This is a genomic window from Sphingomonas sp. NFR04 (assembly GCF_900114095.1).
GTDB lineage: Bacteria > Pseudomonadota > Alphaproteobacteria > Sphingomonadales > Sphingomonadaceae > Sphingomonas.
On sequence record NZ_FORV01000005.1, the window covers coordinates 75,995 to 94,201 of the forward strand.

Here is an 18,207-nt window from a genome sequence, read left to right on the forward strand (position 1 = left end):
ATGGGCAAGCGGGGGCGACTGGAAATAGGTCGCAAGATGTAACGGGCTTCAGATCCTCCCCTGCAAGGGGAGGGGGACCGCGCCGAAGGCGTGGTGGAGGGGTGTCCCGGCGCAAGGTGTGGCCGCCGCCACCAGCGCGGACACCCCTCCGTCATGCCTTCGGCATGCCACCTCCCCTTCCAGGGGAGGATTGGAGGGTCAGACCGTCCAGATCAGCACATTGCCCAGGATCACCAGCGCGCAGACCAGCATCAGCACCCCGCGCTGCCGGTCGCCGCGGCGGAGTACCGTCACGCCACCCCAGGCGAGCGCGAGCACCGCCAGCATGGCGATGCCCATCGTCAGCGGATAGAGGCTCGAAAGGCCGCTCAGGTCACTACCACCCACACCGTCACGCCGGTGACGACGCAGACGCAGCAGCAGGCCGCGGCCGCCGCCAGCTTGGGATCGCTGCGATAGGCGATGCGCAGCGTGAACCAGAGGAAATGGCCGAGCGCGAGCGTGCCGATGCTGGCGACGCGGGCGATCGCCCCGCCCAGCGGCTTCCCGCGATCATTCCGTGCCCCCGAGCGCGCGCGCATAGTCCTCCTGGTCGACGTTGCCGCCCGAAACGATCACCAGCGTTCCGGGTTCCGCCGGTATCTTGCCGGCGAGCAATGCGGCGATTCCCGCCGCCCCGCCCGGCTCCACCACCAGGCGCAGCTTTGCCGCTGCCCAACGCTGTGCCGTTCTGATCTCCCGCTCACTGACCGCGATGCCGGTGGCGCCGCGCCGCGCAAGCACCTCGAAGGTAAGCGCGGAAACCCGCAGCGTCTGTAGCGAATCGCAGGCCGTCGGCGGCGGATTGTCCCCCACCGGTTCGATCCAGCCCGCTTCGAGACTCCGCCGCATGTCGTCCCAGCCTTCAGGCTCTACCGGGAATATTTCCGCGTCGGGCAGCGCGAGCGCGAGTCCGGCGGAGAGCCCGCCACCGCCGCACGGCACCAGCACCCGCGCCGGGCCGTCCAGCCCAGCCTCGGCCATCTGCTTTGCAGCTTCGATCCCGGCGCTCCCCTGCCCCTCGATGATCCAGGGATCGTCAAAGCTCGGTACCAGCGCGGCGCCGCGGGCATGGGCCAGCTGCGCGGCGATCTTCTCGCGGCTCTCGGACCTGCGGTCATAGCGCACCACCTCCGCGCCCAGCGCCAGCGTCGCCTCCAGCTTCACCTTGGGGGAGTCCGCCGGCATCACGATCACTGCCGGGATGCCCAGCCGCTTGGCGGCCCAGGCGACGCCCTGCGCGTGGTTGCCGGAAGAGAAGGCGACCACGCCCTTGTCGCGGACCCGCGCGTCCAGCGCCGTGAGCCGGTGCCATGCACCGCGGATCTTGAACGCCCCGACCGGTTGCAGGCTTTCGGCCTTGAATGCGACCGGCACGCCCCGCACCTCGTGCACCAACAACGGGGTCGGCGGGAGGATCGCCGCCACCTTCGCCGCCGCGTCGCGGACCCCGGCCCGGGTCGGCTGTCGCAAAATCGTCACAGAACATCCCCCGCCGTAGAAAAACGTACCCCAGAATCACTTTACACGGGGGTCCGACGCGCATATGTGCGCTCCTCCGCTGCCCCATGGGACTTCCAACCGCAAGGCAGCTTTTCGTCAATGTTTGCCTCGCGGCATTTGGAGGTCCCTTGAGTTGCACAAGCATCATCGCGCGCTGGGGTTAGCGACCACCCATCTCGGCACCACCCGTGTTGCCGACATCGCTAAGCTTCGTCCGGTCCAGCCGGTAACGCTCGTCCGCCCGCACGCCGCATCGCGTGCGGCCCGGTTCTTCGCAGAGAAGTTCCCGGGTCGTTCGATGTATGCCGTGAAGGCCAACCCCTCGCCGGATCTGATCAAGATCCTGTGGGAGAGCGGAATCACGCATTTCGACGTCGCATCGATCGCCGAGGTTCGCCTCGTCGCCGGTGTCGCGCCGGAAGCAACCCTGTGCTTCATGCACCCGGTGAAGGCTGAGGAAGCCATCGCCGAGGCGTATTTCGAGTACGGCGTTCGCGTATTCAGCCTGGACAGCATGGAAGAGCTGGACAAGATCGTCCGCGCCACCAAGGGCGCTACCGATCTCACGCTGTGCGTACGCCTCCGCGTCTCCTCGGATCACTCGAAGCTGAGCCTCGCGTCGAAGTTCGGCGTCGGCCCGGGCGAGAGCAAGGACCTGCTGATCGCGGTTCGCCAGGTGGCGGATGCCCTGGGCATCTGCTTCCATGTCGGCAGCCAGGCGATGTCGCCGGAAGCCTATGCCAATGCGATGGAGCGCGCCCGCGCCGCCATCGTCGAGGCGGGCGTCACGGTCGATGTCGTGGACGTCGGCGGCGGGTTCCCGTCCAGCTATCCGGGCATGGAGCCGCCGCCGCTCGAGCGCTATTTCGCGACGATCCACCGCGCCTTCGAAAGCCTGCCGATTTCCTATTCGGCAGAGCTGTGGGCCGAGCCGGGCCGTGCGCTGTGCGCCGAATACAGCTCGCTGGTCGTGCGCGTCGAGCGTCGTCGCGGCGATGAGCTGTACATCAACGACGGCGCGTATGGCGCGCTGTTCGATGCGGCGCATCTCGGCTGGCGCTTCCCGGTCCGTCTCCTCCGCGAGCCGGATTCGAACGCCAAGGACATGGGCTTCAGCTTCTACGGCCCCACCTGCGACGACATGGATCGCATGGCGGGCCCGTTCGAGCTGCCGGCCGACATCCAGGCAGGCGACTATATCGAGATCGGCATGCTCGGCGCGTACGGCGCGGCGATGCGCACCGGCTTCAACGGCTTCACTGCCGGCGACACCGTGATCGTCGACGACGAGCCGATGGTCTCGCTCTATACCGGCGAAGACGAGGCAACTGCGGTTCCCTCGAACGTCGTCAAGCTGTAACGCTGCACTCGTAGCGACTGAAGGCACTCCCCTCCCGCTTGCGGGAGGGGCTGGGGGTGGGCCCCCGCCATCCGCATGCCGCATCGTCGGTGGCGAGCGGGCGCCCACCCCCCGGCCCCCTCCCGCACGCGGGAGGGGGAGCAAGACGGGTTTCCGCGTCCCCTTTGAATGACGGCGGCCATGTGAAAATGGGAGTTCCCATGTCCGACAGCCTCACCAAGACCGCGGCGGCCAACGCCCCGATCAACGACAACCGCAAGGCTGAGCTGCTTTCGAAGCAGGTCAAGCATATCGACATCAAGAGCTTCGACGCGCGTCCGATCGTCGACGCGATGAGCGACATGAGCTTCACCAGCCGCGATCTCGGCCGCGCGACCAAGATCTACAACGACATGCTGGCCGACAAGGACTGCACGGTCTGCCTCGTGATCGCGGGCTCGACCTCGGCCGGTGGCTGCATGGACCTCTATGCGGATCTGGTGCGCAACAACATGGTCGACGTGATCGTCGCCACCGGCGCCACCATCGTCGACATGGATTTCTTCGAGGGCCTGGGCCACAAGCACTATCAGGCGCTCGAGATCCCCGACGACGACACGCTGCGCTCGCTCTACATCGACCGCATCTACGACACCTATATCGACGAGGAGCAGCTCCAGGACTGCGACTTCACGATCAACAAGATCGCGAACGAGCTGGAGCCGCGCGCCTATTCGAGCCGCGCCTTCATCCGCGAAATGGGCAAGTACCTGTCGGAGCACGGCAAGAAGGAAAACAGCCTCGTCAAGCTCGCCTATGAGCATGACGTGCCGATCTTCTGCCCGGCGTTCGTCGACAGCTCGGCCGGCTTCGGCCTCGTCAAGCACCAGGTCGACCAGATGAAGGCGGGCAAGCCCTATCTGATGATCGACGCGGTCGCGGACTTCCGCGAGCTGACCGAGATCAAGATCCAGGCGGGCACCACCGGCCTGCTGATGATCGGCGGCGGCGTGCCGAAGAACTTCATCCAGGACACCGTCGTCTGCGCCGAGATCCTCGGCCACGAGGATGTGGAAGTGCACAAGTACGCGGTGCAGATCACCGTCGCCGACGTGCGCGACGGCGCCTGCTCGTCCTCGACGCTGCAGGAAGCCGCCAGCTGGGGCAAGGTGAACACCGGCATCGAGCAGATGGTGTTCGCGGAAGCCGGTTCGGTGATGCCGCTGCTGGCGTCCGACGCGTACCACCGCGGCTACTGGAAGGACCGCGCCAAGCGCGGCTGGGCGAAGCTGTTCGCCTGAGCCTTTCGGGACCGACAAACGGAACGGCCGGGGAGCGATCCCCGGCCGTTTTGTTTTGACGCTGGCAAAGAATGCGAGCGGTCATCGCACGCCTTAGCCCTCCCCTTCGGGGCAAGGGTTATCGCATTGGAAAAAGGGACGGCCGTAGACCCGAAACCGCCGTCATCCCCGCGAAGGCGGTGATCCATTCGCCTGTGCGCTTGAGGAAAGAACCGCGGCACCAGCGCCAATGGATCCCCGCCTTCGCGGGGATGACAGCGCATTTTTGAACGATCGCTGCCGCAAATTTTATGTGCGATAGCCCCTCCCCTTCAGGGGAGGGGTTGGGGTGGGGCTGTGTCTCACCGAGACAAACAGGCGTTCTGGAATCCCTCCACCCCAACCCCTCCTTGAAGGAGGAGGGGCTTAGTTTCACGTCACCCCTCCACCGCTGCCCGCGCTGCCATGACCATCGCAGTCAGCTGCCCGAGCGTCTCGTCGAACCGCCCCTCGCGCTCGGCGAAGCGCAGCGGCTTTACCCGCTCGACCAGGATTTCCTGCGGCGTGGGGTTCTGCCCGAACAGCGCCATCACCTCGTCGGCGAAGTCGTCGAGCGGCTGGTAGGTCGCTCGCTGGCTCTGCCCCGGGGTGATTTCGGTCTGCACGGCGGGCGGCGCGAGTTCGATTACCTCGACGCGTCCCGCCAGCGCCGTGCGCAGCGACACGGTGTAGCTGTGGATCGCCGCCTTGGTGGCGTTGTAGGTCGCCGCGATCACCAGCGGCACGAAGGCAAGGCCCGAGGTGACGTTGACGATCGCCGCGTCGGGCGCCGCCACGAGATCGTCGATCAGCGCGTTGGTCAGCCGGATCGGTCCGAGCAGGTTGGTGGTAATCGTCGCCTCGGCATCGCTCAGGTCCCGCTTCGCATCCAGCGCCTCGTAACGCATGATCCCGGCGTTGTTGACCAGCACGTTGAGCCCCGGATGCGCCGCAAGCAGCCGCGCCGCGAAATCCTCCACGCCTGCCGCGCTTTCCACGTCGAGCGTGATCGCGTGCATGTTGGCTCGGCCCTCGCACGCCGCCTCCAACGCGTCCAGCCGTCGCCCGGCGACGATCACGGTATTGCCCGCGTCGTGGAAGCGGTGCGCGAGTGCTGCGCCGATACCCGAGCCGCCGCCGGTGATCAGGATCGTGTTGCCCTTGGTCTTCATCATAGCCTCCGGTGCTGATTGCTGGCGGCGATGTACGCCGCTAGGCTCCGAACGAAAGAAGGCACCCGAAAGATTTATACGCACCCGAAAGAGAGTGACTTGATGCCCGCCCCCACCGCTGCGCCCCATGCCGACTATCCCGACCTCGACCCGCGCGTCGAAGCGCTGGTGACCGAGGTGATCGGCCGCGTCGCCGACAAATGGACGATGCTGATCCTCGAGGCGCTCACCGAGCAGGGCGAGTTGCGCTTCACCCAGATCGGCAAGGCGGTGCCCGGCATCAGCCAGAAGATGCTGACCCAGACGCTGCGTCAGATGGAGCGCGACGGGCTGGTGATCCGCACCATCCACCCGGTGATCCCGCCGCGCGTCGACTATCGCCTCACCGATCTGGGCGGCACGCTGGCCGAGGCGTTCTGCGGCGTTTGGATCTGGGCGGCGACCCATCTCGAGCGGATCGAGGCGGCACGGGCGGCGTTCGACGCGCGCATCGCCAAGGCGTGACCGGCTCGGTCAGGGCTGCTCCTCCAGCCGCGCGACCATCCGCCGCACCGTGTCGATCTGCAGCCCGTGGCGGAGCTGGAAGCCGAACGTCTGGCTATAGCCCCACCAGTCCCAGCAGCCGAAGGGATTGGCCTGCCAGGTCAGCGGGATGCCGCCCTGCTCCACCGGGATGTTCCACCAGGTCGCCGATCGGTCCACCTGCGGATAGAGCAGGATGATCCGGTTCTTGTCGGCCCAGCGATTATAGCCGAGCTGCGCATAGATCACGTCGCTGCCGCCGAGCGAATCGACGCTCTGCACACAGCCGTGGAACACCACGTGCACCCGGCATCCCGGGGCCGCCCTGCAGTCTGCGGGCACATAGGCATAGCCCGTATCCGCCATCGCGGCCGCACCACTGCCATAGCGGCGCTGGTCGAACGCGATCGGACTGGCCGAGAGCGCTGTCGGCGCCTCCTGCTTCAACCCGTAGATGTGGTTCAGGATCTGATAGGGCTGGTCGTAGGGCCGGCCATCGTCGGTGCACTGCACGACATAGACTGGCGATTTGTCTTCGCACCGGCCACCCACCTCGGCGGAAACGAAGGCGTGGCTGGCGGGCAGCGCATCGACATAGCGCAGCGCCGATTTAGGCACGCGCGCGAGCGTGTAGAAGGCGAATACCGAGCGCATCACCGCCGGGTTGACCACCTTGTCGTTGCTGCCGCTGAACAGATATACCCGCTGCCGGGCGATATTGGACACCGGATCGATCACCCGGTCGCGTGCGAATCCGGTTACTGCGCGCCAGCTGTCCTCCGCGGACCAGGCCCGGTCCATACAATTGGCGATCACCGCTTGGGCGCCCAGCCCGGCGAACCGCGCGCCGCAATTGTAGAGCCCGCCCGCTACCACGCCGACGCCCATCACCTCGCTCGACCAGGCGACCGAATATTGCACCGCCATGAAGCCGCCCGAGGAAAGTCCCGAGACGGAGACTTGGGTGCGATCCGCCCCCAGCGCGGGCAGTTCCTGTGCGGTGACAAAAGGTGCCCAGCACAAGCCAAGCAGCGACAGAAGCAACGAAAAGGCGCGCATCGTTCACCCCCCGGTGACCATGATGATCCGCGCCGCGACCGCTCCCCGGCGACCGCTGGACGCAGCTGCGACCTGCACTGTCTGTACCATGATTCGCTGCATCCGCGAAGGCAAAACAGGACGTCCAGCGATCCCCTCGCCAGTCGCGCAGGGCAACGCTATAGCGCATGACCGCAATTCCCCATGTACGCCGTCAGGACCAGGATCGCCCGATGCTTCGCCCGCTGCTCCCGCTGCTATTGTTAACCATGGCGGTTCCCGCGCGCGCGCAAGATGAAAGCTCCGGACGATTGGCGGCGCCGTCCCAGGCGACGCTGGTCGCCCGCTATGGCGTCAATCCGCAGCAGATGGGCGAACTGCGCCTCCCGCGCGGCAAGGGCCCCTTCTCCGTCGCGGTGGTGATCCATGGCGGCTGCTGGGACGCGACACGGGGCGACCTGCGCGACACCGCACCGCTTGCCGAGGCGCTGGCGGCACGTGGAATCGCGACCTGGAACATCGAATACCGCCGCACCGGCACCCCCGGCGGCGGCTGGCCCGGCACCTTCGAGGATGCCGCCGCCGCGACCGACCATCTCGCGGTGCTCGCCCGCTCCCAGCCGCTGGATCTCGCCCATGTCGCCATGGTGGGACATGATGTGGGCGCGCAGCTTGCCTTGTGGGTCGCCGCCCGGCCGAAGCTCAACTATCCAATCGCCGGCGCCGTGGCGGTCAAACCGGTGACAGCGGTCGCGATCGACGGGCCGGGCGCCGACGCGCAGCTTTGCGGCGACACCGCCGCTACCCGCCTCATGGGCGGCACGCCGGCGGAGAAGCCCGAGGCCTATGCGCTCGCCAGCCCACAGGCGCATCTGCCGCTCGGCGTCCACCAGCTGATCGTGGCCGGCGCGCTCGGCGATCAGATGGCGCCCTATGTTCAGGCGGCGCTCGCCTCGGGCGACACGGTGGTGAAGCTCGCCCCGGGCGGCGCGGACCATCGCAACGTGATTATGCCCGGGACGCCGCAGGGGAAGCAGGTGGCGGACTTCATCGCGGCGCAGGCGTTCGGGGAGTAGCGGGCCCCTAGCCCCCTTCGTCATCCCCGCGAAGGCGGGGATCCATTGGCGCTGCAGCCGCGGTTCTTTCCGCAAACGTCCTGGCAAATGGATTCCCGCCTTCGCGGGAATGACGATCTATGGTTTGAAGAGCCCTTTGCCCTACTGCGAACGCCACTAGCGCCCCTTATCGCTAACCGCTCGCAACAATATCGCGAACAGTTCGCAATACCTACCCTCCCGCCCCCAGCAGATCGTGCCGCCGCAAGGCGTGGCGGAGCTGGTCATAGGTCAGCCCCAGCGCTTCGGCGGTGGCGCGCTGGTTGAAGCGATGCTCGGCCAGCGCCTGCGACAGGAGCTGCTTTTCGAACCGCGAAACCCGCGTCTTGAAGTCGCCGCCCAGATCCGCCGGGGCCGGCGGCGCGGCGGCAGGCGCGGCAGCTGCCGGCGCGGCCGGCTCGACGGGCGTCTCGACCGGGCTCATCGACGAGGCCATCGGTCGCGGCCGATAGGGCGAGGCGAAGGGGTCGATCTCGATCCGGTCGATCGGGCCGCCGCGATCCCAGCGATAGACCGCGCGCTCCACCACGTTGCGCAGCTCGCGGACATTGCCCGGCCAGTCGTAGGACAGCAGCGCATCCAGCGCATGCGGCCCCCAGCCGGGCCAGTCCTGCCATCCCAGTTCGGAGGCCATGCGCCGGCCGTAGAACTCGGCCAGCACTTCCACGTCACCACCCCGGTGACGCAGCGGCGGCAAGGTCACCACCTCGAAACTCAGGCGATCGAGCAAATCGGCGCGGAAGGTGCCCTTCTCCACCCGGCCCGGCAGATGCTCATTGGTCGCCGCGACGATGCGCACGTCCACGCGTACCGGGCGCGAGGAGCCGATGCGGGTGATCTCGCCATATTCCACCGCGCGCAGCAGCCGCTCCTGCGCCCCCATCGAGAGCGTGCCGAGCTCGTCGAGAAACAGCGTGCCGCCATCGGCTTCCTCGAAGCGGCCGGTGCGCGCCTTGGTCGCGCCGGTGAAGGCGCCGGCCTCGTGCCCGAACAACTCCGCTTCGATGAGCGTCTCGGGCAGTGCGGCGCAGTTCATCGTGACCAGCGGCTGATCCCAGCGCGGGCTCAGGCGGTGAAGACGCTCGGCGACTAGCTCCTTGCCGGTACCGCGCTCGCCGATCACCAGCACCGGACGATCGAGCGCCGCCGCCCGGCTCGCCTGTTCCAGCGCGTCGATAAAGGCCGAGGACTGGCCGATGACCTGGGTGATCCGTTCCATTCCCCAAGCTTGGCGAATTTTCCCAACTGTTAGCAAGGGCAATTTGTCGAACTACATTTGTAATCGTCTAAAAGCGGCGATTTTCTGCGGTTTTCGAAAATTGGCACGCCTCCTGCAAAGATGGAGACAAGCCCGATGACGGGCAGCTACTTCAACCTACCAAGGTTCAGGAACACGACGATGACCAACCAGATCCACACCCTCCGCAACGCCTTCGTGGCGGTTTCCTTCGCCTTCCTCGCCAGCGTGGTTCTCACCGCCGGCGCGGTGGCCCCGGCGATCGCCTGACGCGGGCAGACGAGGTCTCCCCGGCACCGCCTCCCTCGGAGGTGCCGGGGCCGCCGGAAGGGCCCCCATCCCTTCCGGCGGCACCCCCAAAGAACATACGAAGGAGCGCAATATCATGGGTATCTTCTCGCGAACCCGCGACATCATCGCCGCCAACGTTACCGACCTGCTCGACAAGGCCGAAGATCCGGCCAAGATGATCCGCATGATCATCCTCGAGATGGAGGAAACCTTGGTCGAGGTTCGCGCCAGCGCCGCCCGGACGATCGCCGATCAGAAGGAAATGCGCCGCCACATCGCCAAGCTCGAAAAGCTTCAGGAGAGCTGGACCGAGAAGGCGGAACTCGCCCTGTCCAAGGACCGCGAGGATCTTGCCAAGGCCGCGCTGATCGAACGCCAGAAGGCCGCCGACATGTGTGACCAGCTGCAGCAGGAGATCGCGGTGCTCGACGACGCGCTCCGCGCCTCGGAAGAGGACATCAACAAGCTGCAGAACAAGCTGCGCGAGGCACGCACCCGGCAGAACACGATCGTCGCCCGCCTGGAAAGCGCCAACAACCGCGCCCGCTTGCGGGAAATGACCAACGGGTCGAAGATGCAGGACGCTTTCTCGCGCTTCGACATCCTGGAACGCCGCGTCGATCTGGCCGAAGGCCGTGCCGATGCGATGGGCCTGGGCGGCAATCCGAAGACGCTCGAAGAGGAAATCGCCGAACTCCGCTCGTCGGAAAAGGTCGATGCCGAACTCGAAGCGCTGAAGGCTCGTCTCAACAAGGGAGCCTGACGCGTGAACGACTTCCTCATCCCGGTCTTCATCTGTGCCATCCTCTTCATCGGGCTGCCCTGGATCGTCTTCCACTACGTAACCAAGTGGAAGCAGGCAGGGACCATCACCCGGGAAGACGAGAACCTGCTCGACGACCTCTACCGCACGGCGCGGATGCTCGAAGACCGGCTGATGACGGTCGAGCGCATCATCGCCGCCGACAACCCCGACTATCGCCCGCTCTCGGCCCAGCGCCCCGAGCAGGTGCCGTACGATCCTTCACGGAGGAACTGAGATGTCCGCTCGCACCAAATTCTATCTCGACAGGCAGAACCGCAAGTTCATGGGCGTCTGCGCCGGCCTGGCGGATTATACCGGGATCGACGTGACCTGGGTGCGAGTGGCCACCGTGCTGCTCACCGTCGCCACGGGCTGGGTCGCACTGGGCTATTTCGTGATCGCCTGGCTCGCCAACCCCAAGCCGGTGGGCCTGTACGACACACCGGAGGACGAACGCTTCTGGCAGGGCGTCCGCTCGAGCCCCAAGCGCTCCACCGCCGAGGTCCGCTCCAAGTTCCGCGACATCGATCGCCGGCTCGCCGACATCGAGCTGTTCTACACGAGCCGCAACACCCGGCTCGCCGACGAGATCGACAGCCTGCGCTGAGGAGATAATCGATGATCGAAGTAGCGCTCGCACCCTTCATGCCCTGGATCATCCTCTCGGGGATTTCGCTGGGGTTCTTCGGGATCGCCGCGGGAATTTTCAGCCACTGGCTTCGCATCAAGCACGGCTATCCGCTGGAAAATGCCTGGGGCAAGTCGGTCTACCCGCAGCGCAATGACGAGACGGTCGAGCGGGTCAGGCTGCTCAGCCAGGAAAATGCCCAGCTTCGCGCCGAACTCGGCGCGGTGAAGGACCGGCTCGCCAATGTCGAGCGCATCGTCACCGACGGCGCGCACCAGCTCGATCGCGAGATCGACGCGCTCCGCAGCCGCTCAAACTGAAAGGAACGAAAGCCATGCTTTCCCCCCTTCTCATCCCGATCCTCGGCATCAGCTGCGGCCTGGTGGCGATCATCGGCGGCGTCTTCTTCCGCCCGCTGTTCAAGCTCTGGGAGCGCCGCATGGAAATCGAAGCCCAGATGACCGCGGAAAAGGCCGCGCAATACGCCGCCCAGACCGCACGGCTGGAACAGCGGGTCCAGGTACTCGAACGGATCCTCACCGACCGCGGCATGGGCCTCGCCGAAGAGATCGAGAAGCTGCGCGACGCGCCGCTGAACTGAAGAAACGTTTCCACCTTCTTCTAAGCAAGGAAATTTCGATGATTGTCATGCTCGCAGTGCTTGCCGCACTGTGCGGGGGAGCTATTGCCCTCGCAGAAAGCCGCGATCGCCCCCGCCGCCGCGCCCTCCGCGCCGCCCAGGCATCGCAAGCAGGGAACTGAGGCGCCATGCGCGCCGATTAGGGGAGTAAGGTGCAATGAACCCGTTCGAAATGGTCGTGGCCATCATCGTCGTGATCACGATCGGCAAGGTTCTCCAGGCGCGCTACGGCGTGGTCAAGGGAGGCCGGGGCGACAGGATGGAAGGCCTCGCCGTCCGCGATCCCGCCGAGAAGTTCGAGGCCGACCGCCTCCGCGACGAGATCCGCAGCCTCAAGGAGCGCGTCCAGGTGCTCGAGCGCGTCATCACCGACAATGAAAACAGCCTGCGTCTCGACCACGAGATCGAGAAGCTGCGCGACAAGAACCGGATCTGAGCCATGTTTCTGGGAGCGAACCCCATGACCATCGACCCGCAAACCACCCTCACCCTCGCCGTCTCGGGCCTGGCCGGGCTGGGCATGATCACCGCCGCGGCGCTGTCCGGCTGGCGCGGCTGGCTGGCGCTGAAGCACCGCGAGCTGGCCGAGCTCCGCCGGCCGGAGGCGACCACGACGACGATGCCCAGCCCCGCCTCGCGGATCGAGCTGGCCGACCTCAAGGAACGCATCCGCAAGCTCGAGGCGATCGCCGCCGGGGTGGACCTGTGAACCAGGCAACCCCGCCGGGGGCGGAGGCCAAGCCCGCCCCGGCGCCGGTGCGGGCACCCCGCCCCCGGCTCGGCCTGCGCTACGACGCGCCCACGGCCAAGTAACCACGAGGCTGGAAAAGCGCGCCGGGTGCGGCTAGCGCGATGCCCATGACCAGCCTCGACGATCTCCAGGAAGAATACGGGTTTCTCGACGCCGACGATCGCTATCGTCTGCTGATCGATCTCGGCAAGGCGCTCGAGGAAATGCCCGACCCGCTCAAGACCGATGCGACGCTGGTGCGCGGCTGCTCGGCCTCGGTATGGGTCTACCCGACGCGGACCGACGACGGCCGGCTCCACTTCCTGGCGGATTCGAACGCGGCGATCACCAAGGGCATCATCGCGCTGGTGCTGCTGACCGTGCAGGACCGCAGCCCCGCCGAGATCCTCGCGACCGACATCGAAGGCGCGCTGGCCCCATTCGACCTGAAGAACCAGCTCAGCTCGAACCGGACCCAGGGCATTCCCAACATGATCGCGCTGATCCGGGAAACGGCGGGGCGGTACGCGTAAAACCCCTTTCCCCTCCGGGGAGAGCGCAAGCCGTTCGCTTCAGCACTCTACATCGTCATCCCCGCGAAGGCGGGGATCCATTGCCGCTGAAGGCACGGTTCTTTCCCCAAGCGCACAGGCGAATGGATTCCCGCCTTCGCGGGAATGACGATGGGAGGTTGGAGAGAGCACCGCTTTGCGCGGGACTCAGGAAAGCCCGAGCTCTTTGCCGACCTCTTCCAGGTCCGCGCCCTTCTTCACGATCAGCCATTCGCGCGCCTGCGCGCCGTTGACCACGGTCACCGCCCCGCCGGGGCATACCCCCAGGCACTTGGTCTCGACCACGCCGACCTCCGCCTTGCGGCCCTTGCCGAGCCCGAATTCCTTGCGCAGCGCCTTGGCGAGCGAGGTCTTGCCCTTGGGCCCGAAGCCGCCGCCGAGCTTCTTCGAGCATTTCCCGCAGACCAGCACCGCATTGCCCCAGTTGGAGGCGACCAGCTGGCTCATTGCGGCTTCCACTGGCGCCGGTCCTCGGCGGTCTTGAGCACGTCGTACGCCGCCTGGATCGCCTGGAACTGCTTGGCCGCGGCGGCATCGTTGGGGCGCACATCGGGGTGATATTCCTTGGCGAGCCGGCGCCACGCGCCGCGTACCGCCTCGAAGCTGGCATCGACCTCCAGCTCCAGCACTTCCAGCGCCTTCATCTCGTCGCGCGAGCGGCTGCCGTCGCCGGGCCCCGCCCAGCTATTGGTCGCCGAATGGGCATAGCCGTTGGCGGTGCGGCGCTCGTTCGCTTCACGCTGCGCTGCCTCTTCGGCGGTCAGCCCGGCGAAATAGTCCCAGTTGCGGTTATATTCCGCGGCATGTTCCTCGCAGAAATACCAGCGGTCCGGGTTGTTCGGCGATTTGGGCGCGGGCCGGTCGCCCGGCTTCTCGCAGCCGTGCCGATCGCACAGCCGCACGCGCGCGGCCTCGCGCTCCGAGCCATACTCGCGCCAGCGGGGAAAGCCCCAGTCCATCGATCGCGTGTGTCGCGCCATAACTCGCCCAAATAGGCATGGGGGCCGCCAAAGGCCAGAGCCCGCCGCACCGCAGCAGCTACCAAAAACCAAAATGCCAGAGGGTCTGTAAGCCGGGTTCTGTCCACCCCGTAAGGGGATAGGCGACCATTCCTCTAGGCGACGGATCGCTCCGCCGCTCCAGCAACCAACCCGGACGACGCGCCGGAACGAGGCGCATGTGCCGTCCCTATTCGGTCTTGCTCCCGGTGGGGTTTACCAAGCCGCTTCCGTTACCGGTCGCGCGGTGCGCTCTTGCCGCACCCTTTCACCCTTGCCCTTACCCCGGCGAACCGGGGCAGTGGGCGGTCTGCTCTCTGTGGTACTTTCCCTGGGGTCACCCCCGGCGGGCGTTACCCGCCACCGTCGTTCCGTGGAGCCCGGACTTTCCTCCCCTCGCATCGCTGCAAGCGGCGGCCGCCCGACCCTCTGGCGCGGTCCGCTCTAGCGGCTTCGCGCCGGTGCGCAAGCGGTTCAGCGCTCGGAGGTCGCGGGGGCGCTCGGTGCGGGCGTCGAGTCGGTGGTGGCCACCGCCGGGGTTTCGGCACTGGCCGCGGGTGCTGGCGCAGCGGCGGGCGGCGCCGCCTCGACGTGCTGTGCGGCGACCTGCTCGGCGGCGGCTGCCTCGCGCGACTTTGCCTGCTCGGCCGAATCCCGCGCATCGGCGCGGGCATCCTGCGCCTGTTTGGCGGCGTCCTGGTCCTTGGCCCGGTCCTTGACCTTGTCCGCGTCCTGCGCGCGCTGTTCCTCGGGCGGCTCGCTCGGCTCGACCTTTACCGGCGCCATCGCGGTGCCCCAGGCCTGGACCTCGATGCGCCACTGGGTGCTGGTCGTTCCGCCAGCGAGCGCGGCACGGCGATAGTCGGCGGCAACGCTCACCACCTTGTCGGCTCCCGCCACGCGGGCGACCCGGTGCAACTCCGCGGTCGCCTCGGCAGCGGTGGGCGCGTTCATGATGCCGATGCCGGGCCCCTTCGCGTCACCGCGAACGAAGCTGGTCAGGCGGACATGCACCGGGCCCAAAGGTGCCATTGCAGCGCGAATCGTGTTGCTCACCGTTCGTACCTCCGGCGTGCAGCCAATCAAATTCCGCTTAGAATTCCGTAACCAAACATGGTTACCGGGCACCGATTCGCGTCAATCCTCCCCCTGCGGGCGCGGCAGCAGCAGCGCGAGCAGGATGCAGCGGCACTCCATGTCGATCTCGCCGTCGATCAGTTCGGGGCGGAAGCGCCGCTGGAAGGCGGTGACTGCCGCGACCGGATCGGTCACGTCATAACCGAACCGCTCCAGCGCCAGCATGAAGCCGCCGTCGGGCCAGCCGGGATCGACCAGGTTGCGCGTCGGCCGCGGGAGTGCCAGGCGAAGGCGGGCGAGCGCGTGCCAGTTGAACAGCTCGCCCGGATCCTGCTTGCGCGCCGGCGCCACGTCGGAATGGCCGACGACATTGCCGCGGGTGATGCCGTGCCGCTCCTTGATGTCCGCGACCAGCGGGATCAGCGAACTCATCTGCTCGGGCGTGAACGGGCGATAGCCGAATTCATGGCCGGGATTGACGATCTCGATCCCGATCGAGGCCGAATTGACGTCGTCGATCCCCCGCCAGTGCGCGCGGCCGGCGTGCCAGGCACGCTTGGCCTCGTCGACCAGCCGGAAGATGCGGCCATCCTCCTCGATCAGATAATGCGCCGATACCTGCGCCTCGGGATCGCACAGCCGCGCCAGCGCCGCCTCGCCGCTCTCCATGCCGGTATAATGGAGCACGATCATCGAGACGGGGGAGAGGCGCTCGCCGAAATTGGGCGAAGGCGCGTCGAGGATGTCGAGGCCACTGGTCATGCATTCTTCTACTGCACGCATCGGCGCTGACAATCCGCCCGGCTCAACCCGTCGCCGCAATCGGCGCGGGTTCGGCTTCGGCGGTGCGGTAGAAGCCGCGGAACACCTCGCTCGGGGTGAAATGCTCGGTCAGCCCGATCACCGTCTCGCCCGCGCCGAGCACCAGGAGCCCGCCCGGCTGGATCGCGGTCGCCAGCCGGTCGAACACCTGGCGGCGCAGCGGCAGCGAGAAATAGAGCATGACGTTGCGGCACAGGATGATGTCGAACTTGCCCGGCGGGGGTACATCGGCGGTGAGGTTCTGCTGGCGAAATTGCACCCGGCGGACCAGCTCCTGCCGCGCGACCCAGTCACCGCCTTCGGTATCGAACCACTGGACCATCCGCCGCACGGGGAGCCCGCGCTGGATCTCGAACTGCGAATAGCGCCCTGCCCGCGCCCTTGCGAGCGCGGCGGGGGAAACGTCGGTGGCGACGATCTCGGGCGGCATCGGGAAGGCGTCGGCCTTCTCGTCGAACAGCATCGCCAGCGACAGCGGCTCCTGGCCCGTGGAGCAACCGGCGGACCAGATGCGCAGCCGGCGGTTGCCGATCGCCACCTGCGTCGCGACTGCGGCGGCCGCGATCTGGTCGAGCACCGCCACGTCGCGGAAGAAGCTGGTTTCCTGGTTGAGCAGTACGTCCACCACCTGATCGGCCAGTTCGCCCGATCGCGCGCCGAGCAACTGCCCCACCAGCGCGTCGAGGCTGGGCAGCCCGCGCTCGCGCAGCACCGGCTTCAGCGCCGTCTCGATCCGCCACGCGCGGTTGGCGGCGATCTGCTGGCCGGTCCGCTGCTCGAGCAGCGACCCGATCAGCTGCATCGCTCCGCCGCTCGGCGCCATATTCTCGATCATCGCGCCCCTCCCCTGCCGATCAACCGGCCGATTTCATCGGGCGGCAGCACCGCGCTCGCCCGTCCTGCCGTCGCCACCGCGCCGGGCATGCCCCAGACGACGGACGTTGCCTGGTCCTGCACCAGCACCTTGGCGCCGGCTTCGACCATCCGCCCGGCGCCTTCGCAGCCGTCCCGGCCCATGCCGCTCAGCACCACGCCCAGCGCCCGCGCGCCGAACACCTCGGCGATGCTGTCGAACATCGGGTCGACCGAAGGCATGCAGCCGCTGCGCGCCCATTCGGTGCTCAGCCGGATCGCCGCGCCCTCGGAGGTACGGACCACCTTCATGTGCGCGTCGCCGGGCGCGATCACGATCCGGCCGGGGCGGATCCGCATCCGGTCGGTCGCGACGTCGCACGGCCGGCTGCCGAGCACGGCAAGCTGGGTGGCGAAATAGCTCATGAAGCTCGGCGGCAGATGCTGGGTGACCAGGATCGGCAGCTGGAAGCTTGCCGGGATCTGGCGGAAGAACTGGCTGAGCGCATGGATCCCGCCGGTCGAGGCGCCGATCGCGACGATCTGGAAGGCATCGAGCTGGACGCTTGCGCTCGCCAGCCTTGCCGCCTGCGCAGGCGGACAGGCCGCGATGGGATCGCTCGGCATGTCGAACAGCTTGGCCAGCCGTTCCTCGAGCACTTCGGCGAAGCGCCCGCCAAACGCCCCGACGCCCGGCTTCACCAGCGTATCGGCGGCGCCCAGCGCCAGCGCCTGCAGCGTCGTCGCCGCGCCTTCATCAGCCGAGGAGGAGACGATCAGCACCTTCGCGCCCTTGCCCGCGGCAACCATGTCAGGCAGCGCGGTGAGGCCGTCGATGCCGGGCATGGCGATGTCGAGCAGGATGATGTCCACCGTCTCGCGCGACAGATAGTCGAGCGCCGCGCGCGCCTCGCTCAGCGCCGCCGCTACCCGGAAGCGCCGCGTGCCTTCGATCATCCGGCTCAGCACCGATCGGGCGACGACCGAATCGTCGACGATCAGCACCCGCCCCGTGGCGAGGGCAGCGGCTGGATCGATCGGCTGCGGGGAGGACAGGCTCGTCACGCGGGCGCGCTCCGGCGGGAGGAAGTCAGGCGACGCCGACGATCTGCAGCTTGCTTTCCAGCGTCTCGCGATCGAACGGCTTCATCACATATTCGTCCGCGCCAGCTTCGATCGCGGCGCGGATATAGGCCATGCCGTTCTCGGTGGTGCAGAACACCACCTTGGGGCGCTTCTCCAGCCCCGCATTCTTGAGCGCGCGCAGGAAATCCATGCCGCTCATCACCGGCATGTTCCAGTCGAGCAGCACCACGTCGGGCGTGGCGGCCAGGCAGGAATCGAGCGCCTCGCGCCCGTCACCGGCCTCGCGGACTTCGAAATCGAGCGTTTCGAGAATGTGCCGGGCGACTTTCCGGATCACTTTCGAATCGTCCACGACGAGGCACGTCTTCATGGGTCCCTGATCCCCTGGCAGGTGTCTTTGAAATTTCACTTTACCTGCAAGG

At 67.1% G+C, this 18,207-nt stretch carries 25 protein-coding genes and 1 other RNA gene; 12 read left to right on the forward strand and 14 right to left on the reverse strand.

Annotated elements, in window-relative coordinates; all coding sequences use genetic code 11:
* Nucleotides 1-198: 198 nt before the first annotated feature.
* The 3 genes from BM009_RS15150 to BM009_RS15160 are packed head-to-tail and all read right to left on the reverse strand — an operon-like array spanning nt 199 to nt 1,521.
* Nucleotides 199-387 carry a hypothetical protein gene (locus BM009_RS15150; protein WP_093297494.1) on the reverse strand — a complete coding sequence of 63 codons (189 nt, stop codon included), beginning with the start codon at nt 385-387 and terminating at the stop codon, nt 199-201.
* Complete coding sequence (locus tag BM009_RS15155) at nt 369-581, reverse strand: hypothetical protein (protein ID WP_093297496.1); 213 nt, start codon at nt 579-581, stop codon at nt 369-371. Before BM009_RS15155 ends, BM009_RS15150 begins: the two co-directional genes overlap by 19 nt.
* On the reverse strand, nt 553-1,521 hold the full coding sequence (locus tag BM009_RS15160; protein ID WP_093297497.1) for a threonine ammonia-lyase: 969 nt from the start codon (nt 1,519-1,521) through the stop codon (nt 553-555). The genes BM009_RS15155 and BM009_RS15160 overlap by 29 nt, the downstream gene beginning before the upstream one ends.
* 154 nt (nt 1,522-1,675) lie before the next feature.
* On the opposite strand from BM009_RS15160, the gene BM009_RS15165 reads away from it, so the two are divergent.
* Nucleotides 1,676-2,902: a type III PLP-dependent enzyme gene (locus BM009_RS15165; RefSeq protein ID WP_093297499.1), complete on the forward strand. Its 1,227-nt coding sequence runs from the start codon at nt 1,676-1,678 to the stop codon at nt 2,900-2,902.
* A 200-nt stretch (nt 2,903-3,102) separates the two neighbouring features.
* Nucleotides 3,103-4,182: a 1,9-bis(guanidino)-5-aza-nonane synthase gene (locus BM009_RS15170; RefSeq protein WP_093297500.1), complete on the forward strand. Its 1,080-nt coding sequence runs from the start codon at nt 3,103-3,105 to the stop codon at nt 4,180-4,182.
* A gap of 416 nt (nt 4,183-4,598) precedes the next feature.
* Here BM009_RS15170 and BM009_RS15175 read toward each other — a convergent pair whose 3' ends face one another.
* Nucleotides 4,599-5,372 (reverse strand): SDR family oxidoreductase, encoded by a 774-nt coding sequence (locus tag BM009_RS15175; RefSeq protein WP_093297820.1) that lies wholly within the window; start codon nt 5,370-5,372, stop codon nt 4,599-4,601.
* Nucleotides 5,373-5,474: 102 nt separating this feature from the next.
* Between BM009_RS15175 and BM009_RS15180 the strand changes: the two genes are divergently transcribed.
* Nucleotides 5,475-5,876, forward strand: a complete 402-nt coding sequence (locus tag BM009_RS15180) for a winged helix-turn-helix transcriptional regulator (protein WP_093297501.1) — start codon at nt 5,475-5,477, stop codon at nt 5,874-5,876.
* 9 nt (nt 5,877-5,885) lie between these two features.
* On the opposite strand, the gene BM009_RS15185 is transcribed toward BM009_RS15180, so the two are convergent.
* A complete protein-coding gene (locus BM009_RS15185; RefSeq protein WP_093297503.1) occupies nt 5,886-6,953 on the reverse strand; it encodes an extracellular catalytic domain type 2 short-chain-length polyhydroxyalkanoate depolymerase in 1,068 nt (355 codons plus the stop codon).
* Nucleotides 6,954-7,243: 290 nt separating this feature from the next.
* Here BM009_RS15185 and BM009_RS15190 point away from each other — a divergent pair, with 290 nt between their 5' ends.
* Nucleotides 7,244-8,008: an alpha/beta hydrolase family protein gene (locus BM009_RS15190; protein ID WP_175488053.1), complete on the forward strand. Its 765-nt coding sequence runs from the start codon at nt 7,244-7,246 to the stop codon at nt 8,006-8,008.
* A 211-nt stretch (nt 8,009-8,219) separates the two neighbouring features.
* Here the strand turns inward: BM009_RS15190 and pspF are convergent, their stop codons facing one another.
* Nucleotides 8,220-9,266: a phage shock protein operon transcriptional activator gene (pspF, locus tag BM009_RS15195; RefSeq protein ID WP_093297506.1), complete on the reverse strand. Its 1,047-nt coding sequence runs from the start codon at nt 9,264-9,266 to the stop codon at nt 8,220-8,222.
* 403 nt (nt 9,267-9,669) lie between these two features.
* On the opposite strand from pspF, the gene pspA reads away from it, so the two are divergent.
* The 8 genes from pspA (at nt 9,670) to BM009_RS15235 (ending at nt 12,911) form a co-directional block, all read left to right on the forward strand.
* A complete protein-coding gene (gene pspA, locus BM009_RS15200; RefSeq protein WP_093297507.1) occupies nt 9,670-10,338 on the forward strand; it encodes a phage shock protein PspA in 669 nt (222 codons plus the stop codon).
* 3 nt (nt 10,339-10,341) lie between these two features.
* A complete protein-coding gene (gene pspB, locus BM009_RS15205; RefSeq protein WP_093297509.1) occupies nt 10,342-10,614 on the forward strand; it encodes an envelope stress response membrane protein PspB in 273 nt (90 codons plus the stop codon).
* A 1-nt stretch (nt 10,615) separates the two neighbouring features.
* Entirely contained in the window at nt 10,616-10,987 is a 372-nt protein-coding gene (pspC, locus tag BM009_RS15210; protein ID WP_084580530.1) for an envelope stress response membrane protein PspC, read from the forward strand.
* Between the two features lie 11 nt (nt 10,988-10,998).
* On the forward strand, nt 10,999-11,328 hold the full coding sequence (locus tag BM009_RS15215; RefSeq protein WP_175488054.1) for a hypothetical protein: 330 nt from the start codon (nt 10,999-11,001) through the stop codon (nt 11,326-11,328).
* Nucleotides 11,329-11,342: 14 nt separating this feature from the next.
* Nucleotides 11,343-11,609, forward strand: coding sequence for a hypothetical protein (locus BM009_RS15220; protein ID WP_093297510.1), 267 nt, complete (start codon nt 11,343-11,345; stop codon nt 11,607-11,609).
* Nucleotides 11,610-11,805: 196 nt separating this feature from the next.
* Entirely contained in the window at nt 11,806-12,084 is a 279-nt protein-coding gene (locus BM009_RS15225; protein WP_093297511.1) for a hypothetical protein, read from the forward strand.
* A 24-nt stretch (nt 12,085-12,108) separates the two neighbouring features.
* Nucleotides 12,109-12,357, forward strand: a complete 249-nt coding sequence (locus BM009_RS15230; protein WP_093297513.1) for a hypothetical protein — start codon at nt 12,109-12,111, stop codon at nt 12,355-12,357.
* A 149-nt stretch (nt 12,358-12,506) separates the two neighbouring features.
* Complete coding sequence (locus tag BM009_RS15235) at nt 12,507-12,911, forward strand: SufE family protein (RefSeq protein ID WP_093297514.1); 405 nt, start codon at nt 12,507-12,509, stop codon at nt 12,909-12,911.
* A gap of 186 nt (nt 12,912-13,097) precedes the next feature.
* On the opposite strand, the gene BM009_RS15240 is transcribed toward BM009_RS15235, so the two are convergent.
* The 8 genes from BM009_RS15240 to BM009_RS15275 form a co-directional block, all read right to left on the reverse strand.
* Nucleotides 13,098-13,397, reverse strand: coding sequence for a hypothetical protein (locus tag BM009_RS15240; RefSeq protein ID WP_093297516.1), 300 nt, complete (start codon nt 13,395-13,397; stop codon nt 13,098-13,100).
* On the reverse strand, nt 13,394-13,930 hold the full coding sequence (locus BM009_RS15245; protein WP_093297517.1) for a J domain-containing protein: 537 nt from the start codon (nt 13,928-13,930) through the stop codon (nt 13,394-13,396). The genes BM009_RS15240 and BM009_RS15245 overlap by 4 nt, the downstream gene beginning before the upstream one ends.
* Before the next feature lie 72 nt (nt 13,931-14,002).
* Nucleotides 14,003-14,381, reverse strand: an RNA gene (rnpB, locus tag BM009_RS15250) — RNase P RNA component class A.
* A gap of 41 nt (nt 14,382-14,422) precedes the next feature.
* Complete coding sequence (locus BM009_RS15255) at nt 14,423-14,980, reverse strand: hypothetical protein (protein WP_093297519.1); 558 nt, start codon at nt 14,978-14,980, stop codon at nt 14,423-14,425.
* Between the two features lie 105 nt (nt 14,981-15,085).
* Entirely contained in the window at nt 15,086-15,787 is a 702-nt protein-coding gene (locus BM009_RS15260; RefSeq protein WP_093297520.1) for an N-acetylmuramoyl-L-alanine amidase, read from the reverse strand.
* A gap of 43 nt (nt 15,788-15,830) precedes the next feature.
* Entirely contained in the window at nt 15,831-16,682 is an 852-nt protein-coding gene (locus BM009_RS15265) for a CheR family methyltransferase (RefSeq protein ID WP_254772306.1), read from the reverse strand.
* On the reverse strand, nt 16,679-17,764 hold the full coding sequence (cheB, locus tag BM009_RS15270; protein ID WP_093297522.1) for a chemotaxis-specific protein-glutamate methyltransferase CheB: 1,086 nt from the start codon (nt 17,762-17,764) through the stop codon (nt 16,679-16,681). Before cheB ends, BM009_RS15265 begins: the two co-directional genes overlap by 4 nt.
* A 25-nt stretch (nt 17,765-17,789) precedes the next feature.
* A complete protein-coding gene (locus BM009_RS15275; RefSeq protein ID WP_093297523.1) occupies nt 17,790-18,155 on the reverse strand; it encodes a response regulator in 366 nt (121 codons plus the stop codon).
* Between the last annotated feature and the right edge of the window lie 52 nt (nt 18,156-18,207).